Here is a 6,314-nt window from a genome sequence, read left to right on the forward strand (position 1 = left end):
GTACTAACTTCAAGCTTCGCTTTGCTCGCTTTCAGTAAGTACTGACGGGCTCAGACTACCCCTATGAAAGACTGTACTGCATCATTCGCGTTGGTTAATGGATTTCTTCAGTTTCTATTTCTGCAAAGTTCTTCAAGTGCTGACGCACTTGGAGTATACCTTTTTCAGACCGGTATGAAGGAAACGGGCATATTGTAATTAAAGATTAGATAAAAAGTATTCTGCTCCACAAAAATGCGCTGAGCAGAATACTTATTTTTTGTGTGATAATATGCTAAAATAAAGTGCTAAAAAGTATATTTCAGATAGTATAAAAAGGAGAAAAGCAATGGCTGATGTGAAAAGAGAAAGCGGGAAAAATATTTTTTTGTGTAATGATTTTCCAGGCTATGGGAAGGTGGCTTTGCAGGGGATGATTCCTACCTTAACGGCAATGAAATATCAGCTGTTTTCCTTGCCTACCGCTTTGGTTTCCAATGTGTTGGACTTTGGTAAGGCAGAAATTTTAGATACTACGGAATATATGAAGGGCAGCGTTAAGGTCTGGCGAGAACTTGGCTTTTCCTTTGATGCCATGGCTATCGGCTTTATTACCGGGGAAAAGCAGGGAGAATTTTTGGCGGAGCTTTGTAAGGAAGAAAGAGAGAAGGGCTGTGTTATTTTCTTTGATCCTATTATGGCGGACAATGGAAAGCTCTATTACGGGATTTCACCGGAGGCGGTGGAAAGTAGAAGAAAGCTTATGGGGCTTTCAGATTATATTGTTCCCAATAGTACCGAAGCATTGCTGCTGGCAAGGAAAAATCCGGAGCAGTCGGACTTTAGCTTAGAGGAGGCTAAGGACTTGGTGAAGTCTCTAAGAGATGCGGGAGCGAAATCGGTTTGTATTACCAGTATGAAGATTGACGGACAAAATTGTGTTTTCCTTTATGACGAGAAGAAGGGGGAGTTTTGCCGGATTCCTTACAGAATGAGAGACAAGCATTTTGTGGGAACCGGAGATTTGTTCTCCGCTCTTCTTCTGGGACGTTTTATGCAGGAAAATGATTTTTTTGCCGCAGGAATGTGGGCGGTGGAAAAAATCGGAGCCTTTATCGATGCTTATGAGGAGGATCATCTTTCTGAAAAGGGTATTCCTATGGAGCGCTATCTGAGTCTTTTAAATGCGTAGTTCTGACCCTTGAATCTTGTACAGTAAAAGTCTGACTCTTTATGTTTCAAGAGAAGATGCGTCGAAGCATAGGAGATATGAAAAATAAGTATGGTTCTTTTCGCTCTGCCGGGGCATTCCCATGGGGGAATTCTTGAAAGAGAAGGTCTTTTGTGCTAGAGTTTAGACTTACAGTTTTTAAGGAGGACATTATGAAAAAGAGATTTGGAGTAGCATTGGTCTTGTCTATGGCCATGGTTTTAGGGGCTTGTGGCGCTAAGCAGCAGGCGGAGAGTGGAAAGGGCACAGAGCAGAAGGCTACAGAGGCCTCTACCGCAGCGAAAGAGGAAAGTAAGGAAGCGGACAGTAAGGCAGATGCCGGAAATGGAAAGACCTATAAGGTGGGGATTTTAAAGTTTATGGATCACCCCTCCTTAAACCAGATTGAGGACAGTCTTTGTGAGGAGCTGGATAGCTTGTCTGAAAGCTCCGGAGCAAAGTATGAGTATAAGGAATATCGTTTGAACGGACAGGGAGATGCCTCCGTATTAAACCAGATGACTGCGCAGCTGATTGCGGATGATGTGGATGTGATTGTTCCCATTGCTACCCCGGCGATTCAGGTAGTACAGTCTCAGACCGAAGGAAAAAATATCCCCATCGTTTTCTCCGCAGCCTCCGATCCGGTTTCCGCAAAGCTTGTGGATTCCATGGAAAAGCCGGGAGGAAATATTACAGGAACCTCCGATTTCTTAAATACGGATGCCATTATGGATTTGATTTTTGCCCAGAATCCTGAGGCAAAGAAGATCGGTCTTCTGTACTCCAAGAGTGAGGACTCCTCTCAGCAGCCTATTGCAGCAGCGAAGAAGTATCTGGCTGACAAGGGTGTGGAAGTAGTAGAAAAGACCGGAACCACCACCGATGAGGTGAGTCAGGCTGTGGATGCACTGATTGCAGAGAAGGTGGATGCGATCTTCACTCCTACAGACAATACCATTCAGAAGGCAGAGCTTTCCTTCTATGAGAAGCTGATAAAGGCGAAGATTCCTCACTACGGCGGAGCGGATTCCTTTGCGTTAAATGGAGCCTTTGCCGGTTACGGCGTAGATTACGTACAGCTTGGAAAGGCTACTGCGGATATGGTGGATGAGGTACTTCGCCAGGGTAAGGACACGGCAACCCTTCCGGTTCAGACCTTTGATAACGGTATTGCAACAGTCAATACGGAAACTGCCGAAAAATTAGGCTATTCCTTAGATAAGATTAAAGAAGCCTTCAAGCCGTTCTGCACTAAGATTGTGGAGATTAAGACGGAAAAAGAATTTAAATCATAGGATACAAGATGAGTGGATTTTTAACAGTAGGAATTATGAAAACAGCTGTGGAACTGGGGCTTATTTATGCCCTGGTTGCCATGGCACTATTTATTTCTTATAGTATTTTAAATATCGCAGACCTTTCTACCGACGGATCTTATACTTTAGGCACGGCAGTGTCTGCAGTTTTTACAATTTCCGGACATCCGATTTTGGGAATTTTTATGGCTATGTTATCCGGTTCTCTTTCCGGCTTTGTCACGGCCTTTTTGCAAACTACTCTGGGGATTGAAAGTATTTTGGCGGGAATCATTGTGAATACAGGACTTTATACCGTGAATTTAGCGGTGATGGGTTTTTCTTCCAACCTGTCCATCTTTGGTACAGACACAATTTTTACGCTCTTTGCAGGGGATAATGCCTTTTTAAATGAGTGGGGAGTGGTGATTCTCCTTAGTATTATTGTTCTTCTTCTTTGCTTTTTCTTAAAATGGTTCTTTAAAACCGGACTGGGTCTATCGATTCGGGCAACTGGAGACAGTCCTGCTATGGTCCGGGCGTCCTCCATTAATCCCACCTTTACCATTACGGTAGGACTTTGTCTGTCCAATGCTTTAACCGGTCTTTCCGGCTCTTTAATCGCCCAGTATAACAAAACGGCTGATATTAATTTGGGTACCGGTATGGTAACGGTGGCATTAGCATCTTTAGTTATCGGGGAAAGCATTTTCGGAAAGAAAAAGCTGATTTTGCGTCTTTTGGGTGTGGTATTCGGTTCTCTGCTTTATAGAAGCATTATTGCACTGGCTTTACGTTTAAAGGTACCCACGGAAGCCTTCAAGCTGGTCAGTGCCTGCATTGTAGCGCTGGCAATTTCTTCCACCAAGGTGAAGGAGCTTTTACAATATAGCAGATTAAGACGAAATGCTATGGAACGACAGAAAAAGGAAGGGGAGAAGCATGCTTAGTTTATCCCATATTTATAAGACCTTTAATGCGGGAACCATTCATGAAAAAAAAGCCTTGCAGGATTTAAATTTGCATTTGTCTTCCGGAGATTTTGCGACTATAGTAGGAAGTAACGGAGCAGGAAAGTCCACCCTCTTTAATGCAATTTCCGGGAGCTTTTTATTGGACAGCGGCTCGGTGGTTTTAGAGGGAGAAGATATTACCTTTTTACAGGAGCATAAGCGGAGTAAATTTATCGGAAGACTTTTTCAGGATCCTCTGATGGGTACCGCGCCTCACATGAGCATTGAGGAAAATCTTTCTGTTTCCTATCTTCGAGCTTCCCACAGCTCTTTATTTTCCAGAGTGAAAAAGAAGGACAGAGAATTCTTTCGGGAGCAGCTAAGCCTTTTGGAAATGGGCTTGGAGGATCGGATGAATCATCCTGTGGGATTGCTTTCCGGCGGACAAAGACAGGCTCTTACTCTTTTAATGGCCACCATGGTAACGCCGAAGCTGTTGCTTTTGGACGAGCATACAGCGGCATTGGATCCGAAAACCGCGGATAAAGTATTGGAACTGACCCGAAATATTGTGGAAGAGAGAAAAATCACCTGCCTGATGATTACCCATAATATGCATCAGGCTTTGGAACTTGGAAACCGAACTTTGATGATGGATCAGGGAAATATCGTTTTGGATTTATTCGGGCAGGAGAGAGAGGGACTTTCCGTAGATAAGCTGCTGGAGCTCTTTATGGCAAAGGCAGGAAAGGCATTGGACAACGATCGTATTCTTTTATCCTAAGAAGGGGAGGAGAGACTATGTTAAAGAAAGACTTTGTAATAACTATTGGCAGGCAGTACGGTTCCGGAGGAAGAATTGTGGGAAAGCGTTTGGCGGAAAGCCTGGGGATTCCCTTTTATGATGAGGAGATTTTAAAAATCACCTCAGAGAAAACCGCCATTGGAGAGCAGTATTTTCGTCTGGCAGATGAGAAGGCCGGAAGCAATGTGCTGTTTAAAATCGTGGATTCCTTAAAGCCCAGATTGGGAAAGCCTAGTTTATCTGAGGACATCGTGAGCCCCGAGAATCTATTTCGTTTTCAAAGTCAGGTGGTGGTGGAGCTGGCGGAGCAGGAATGCTGTATTATTGCCGGTCGTTGTGCCAATGTGGTTCTTCGAGATGCCGGGAAGGAACATGTGGATTTCTTCGTTTATGCAGATATAGAAAAACGTATTGAAAGAACCATGGACTATTGTAAGGTGGATCGGGAAGAGGCTAAGAAGCGTATCAAGAAGATTGATAAGGAAAGAAAAGAATATCATCGTTATTATACCGGAGAAGAATGGATGAAACCGGACAATTACGATTTGATGATTAATGCTTCTCGCATCAATTATGATGAGATGGAATTGTTGATGAGAAATTATCTGCAAATGAAAGGCTATATCGAATGATGAAAAGCATCGCGGGAGCGGGAAAAGTAATAAAGGGCAGCTTAACGGTGCCCGGAGACAAAAGCATTTCTCACCGGGCGGTAATGTTTTCCGCCTTGGCCAAGGGAGAAACGAAAGTAAAAGGCTTTTTGCCGGGGGAAGACTGTTTATCCACCATTTCCGTTTTCCGAAAAATGGGCGTTTCTATAGAACAGGAGCAGGACAGCCTCCGAATTCAAGGCCTTGGTCTTCACAGTTTAAAGGCTCCGGGCGAAGCCTTATACTGCGGGAATTCCGGTACCACCATGCGACTGATGGCAGGAATCTTAGCAGGGCAAAGCTTTTCTTCCTGCTTAACGGGAGATGAAAGTTTGGAAAAACGTCCTATGAAGCGGGTTTGCCTTCCCCTGGAAAAGATGGGGGCAAAAATCAAGATGCAAGGAGAAAAGGGTACAGCTCCTTTGGAGATTAGCGGCTCTCCTCTTAATGGGATTTGCTACGAAAGTCCGGTTGCTTCCGCCCAGGTGAAGTCTTCCGTTCTTTTGGCAGGGCTTTATGCCAAGGGGAAGACCTCCCTGATTGAACCGAGTCTTTCCAGAGACCATACGGAACGTCTTTTGAGGGCTATGGGTGTGGAATGTTCTACAAGAGGCTTAGAGGATGGCAGAGTGGAGATTTCTTTGGAGGGAGGGCAGGAGCTTAAGGCTCTCCCCGGAGAGTATTTTGTGCCGGGAGATATTTCCTCTGCGGCCTATTTTATGGCTTCCGTATTTTTTCTTCCCGGTTCTTTTTTACGACTTAAGAATATCGGTCTGAATCCCAGCAGGTGCGGAATTTTAACCGTATTGGAAAAGATGGGGGCGAAGATTTCCTTGGAAAACTGCTCTACGGTGTATGGAGAAGAGCGGGGGGATATTTGTCTTAGCTATGGAGCTTTAAAGGCAGTGGATATCGGAGGAGACTTAATTCCTCGTTTGATTGATGAGCTTCCCCTACTGGCTGTACTGGCTACGATTGCAGAGGGAAATACCCGGATTTATGATGCGGCGGAGCTTAAGGTAAAGGAGTCCAATCGAATCAAGGCCTGTGTGGAGAACTTACAGTGCCTGGGCATTTCTGCAGTGGAAACGGAAGATGGCATGATTATTCCGGGAAAAGGTTCTGTATTTACTTTGGAAGGAAAGAAGATTCCCAGCTTTTTGGATCACAGAATTGCAATGAGCTTTTCTGTTTTAGGACTTCTCTGCAGGGCGGAAAAGCCCATGCAAATTGAGGATTCCGAATGTATTCAGATTTCTTATCCGAATTTTTTCAAAGATTTTGAAAAAGTTCTTGACGAGGGATAAAATATTTGCTAATATACGCTAGTCGGTTTTGAATCGACTGAGGCGAATTGGTCAAGCGGTTAAGACGCAGCCCTCTCACGGCTGAATCCCGGGTTCGATTCCCGGATTCGTC

General features: G+C 44.4%; 6 protein-coding genes and 1 tRNA gene. All 7 read left to right on the forward strand.

The features are described from left to right. Positions 1–328: 328 nt before the first annotated feature. The 7 genes from RYL27_RS10255 (at position 329) to RYL27_RS10285 (ending at position 6,314) form a co-directional block, all read left to right on the forward strand. Entirely contained in the window at positions 329–1,171 is an 843-nt protein-coding gene (locus RYL27_RS10255) for a bifunctional hydroxymethylpyrimidine kinase/phosphomethylpyrimidine kinase (protein WP_314967031.1), read from the forward strand. Between the two features lie 191 nt (positions 1,172–1,362). After that, positions 1,363–2,487, forward strand: coding sequence for an ABC transporter substrate-binding protein (locus RYL27_RS10260; RefSeq protein ID WP_314967034.1), 1,125 nt, complete (start codon positions 1,363–1,365; stop codon positions 2,485–2,487). An 8-nt stretch (positions 2,488–2,495) separates the two neighbouring features. After that, entirely contained in the window at positions 2,496–3,437 is a 942-nt protein-coding gene (locus RYL27_RS10265; RefSeq protein WP_183681971.1) for an ABC transporter permease, read from the forward strand. Then, positions 3,430–4,224, forward strand: coding sequence for an ABC transporter ATP-binding protein (locus RYL27_RS10270; protein WP_183681974.1), 795 nt, complete (start codon positions 3,430–3,432; stop codon positions 4,222–4,224). The genes RYL27_RS10265 and RYL27_RS10270 overlap by 8 nt, the downstream gene beginning before the upstream one ends. Before the next feature lie 17 nt (positions 4,225–4,241). Next, complete coding sequence (locus RYL27_RS10275) at positions 4,242–4,877, forward strand: cytidylate kinase-like family protein (RefSeq protein ID WP_314967037.1); 636 nt, start codon at positions 4,242–4,244, stop codon at positions 4,875–4,877. Beyond that, positions 4,874–6,202, forward strand: a complete 1,329-nt coding sequence (gene aroA, locus RYL27_RS10280; RefSeq protein ID WP_314967039.1) for a 3-phosphoshikimate 1-carboxyvinyltransferase — start codon at positions 4,874–4,876, stop codon at positions 6,200–6,202. Before RYL27_RS10275 ends, aroA begins: the two co-directional genes overlap by 4 nt. Positions 6,203–6,243: 41 nt before the next feature. Beyond that, a tRNA-Glu gene (locus RYL27_RS10285) sits at positions 6,244–6,314 on the forward strand.

The organism is Oribacterium sinus (assembly GCF_963537195.1).
GTDB lineage: Bacteria > Bacillota > Clostridia > Lachnospirales > Lachnospiraceae > Oribacterium > Oribacterium sinus_A.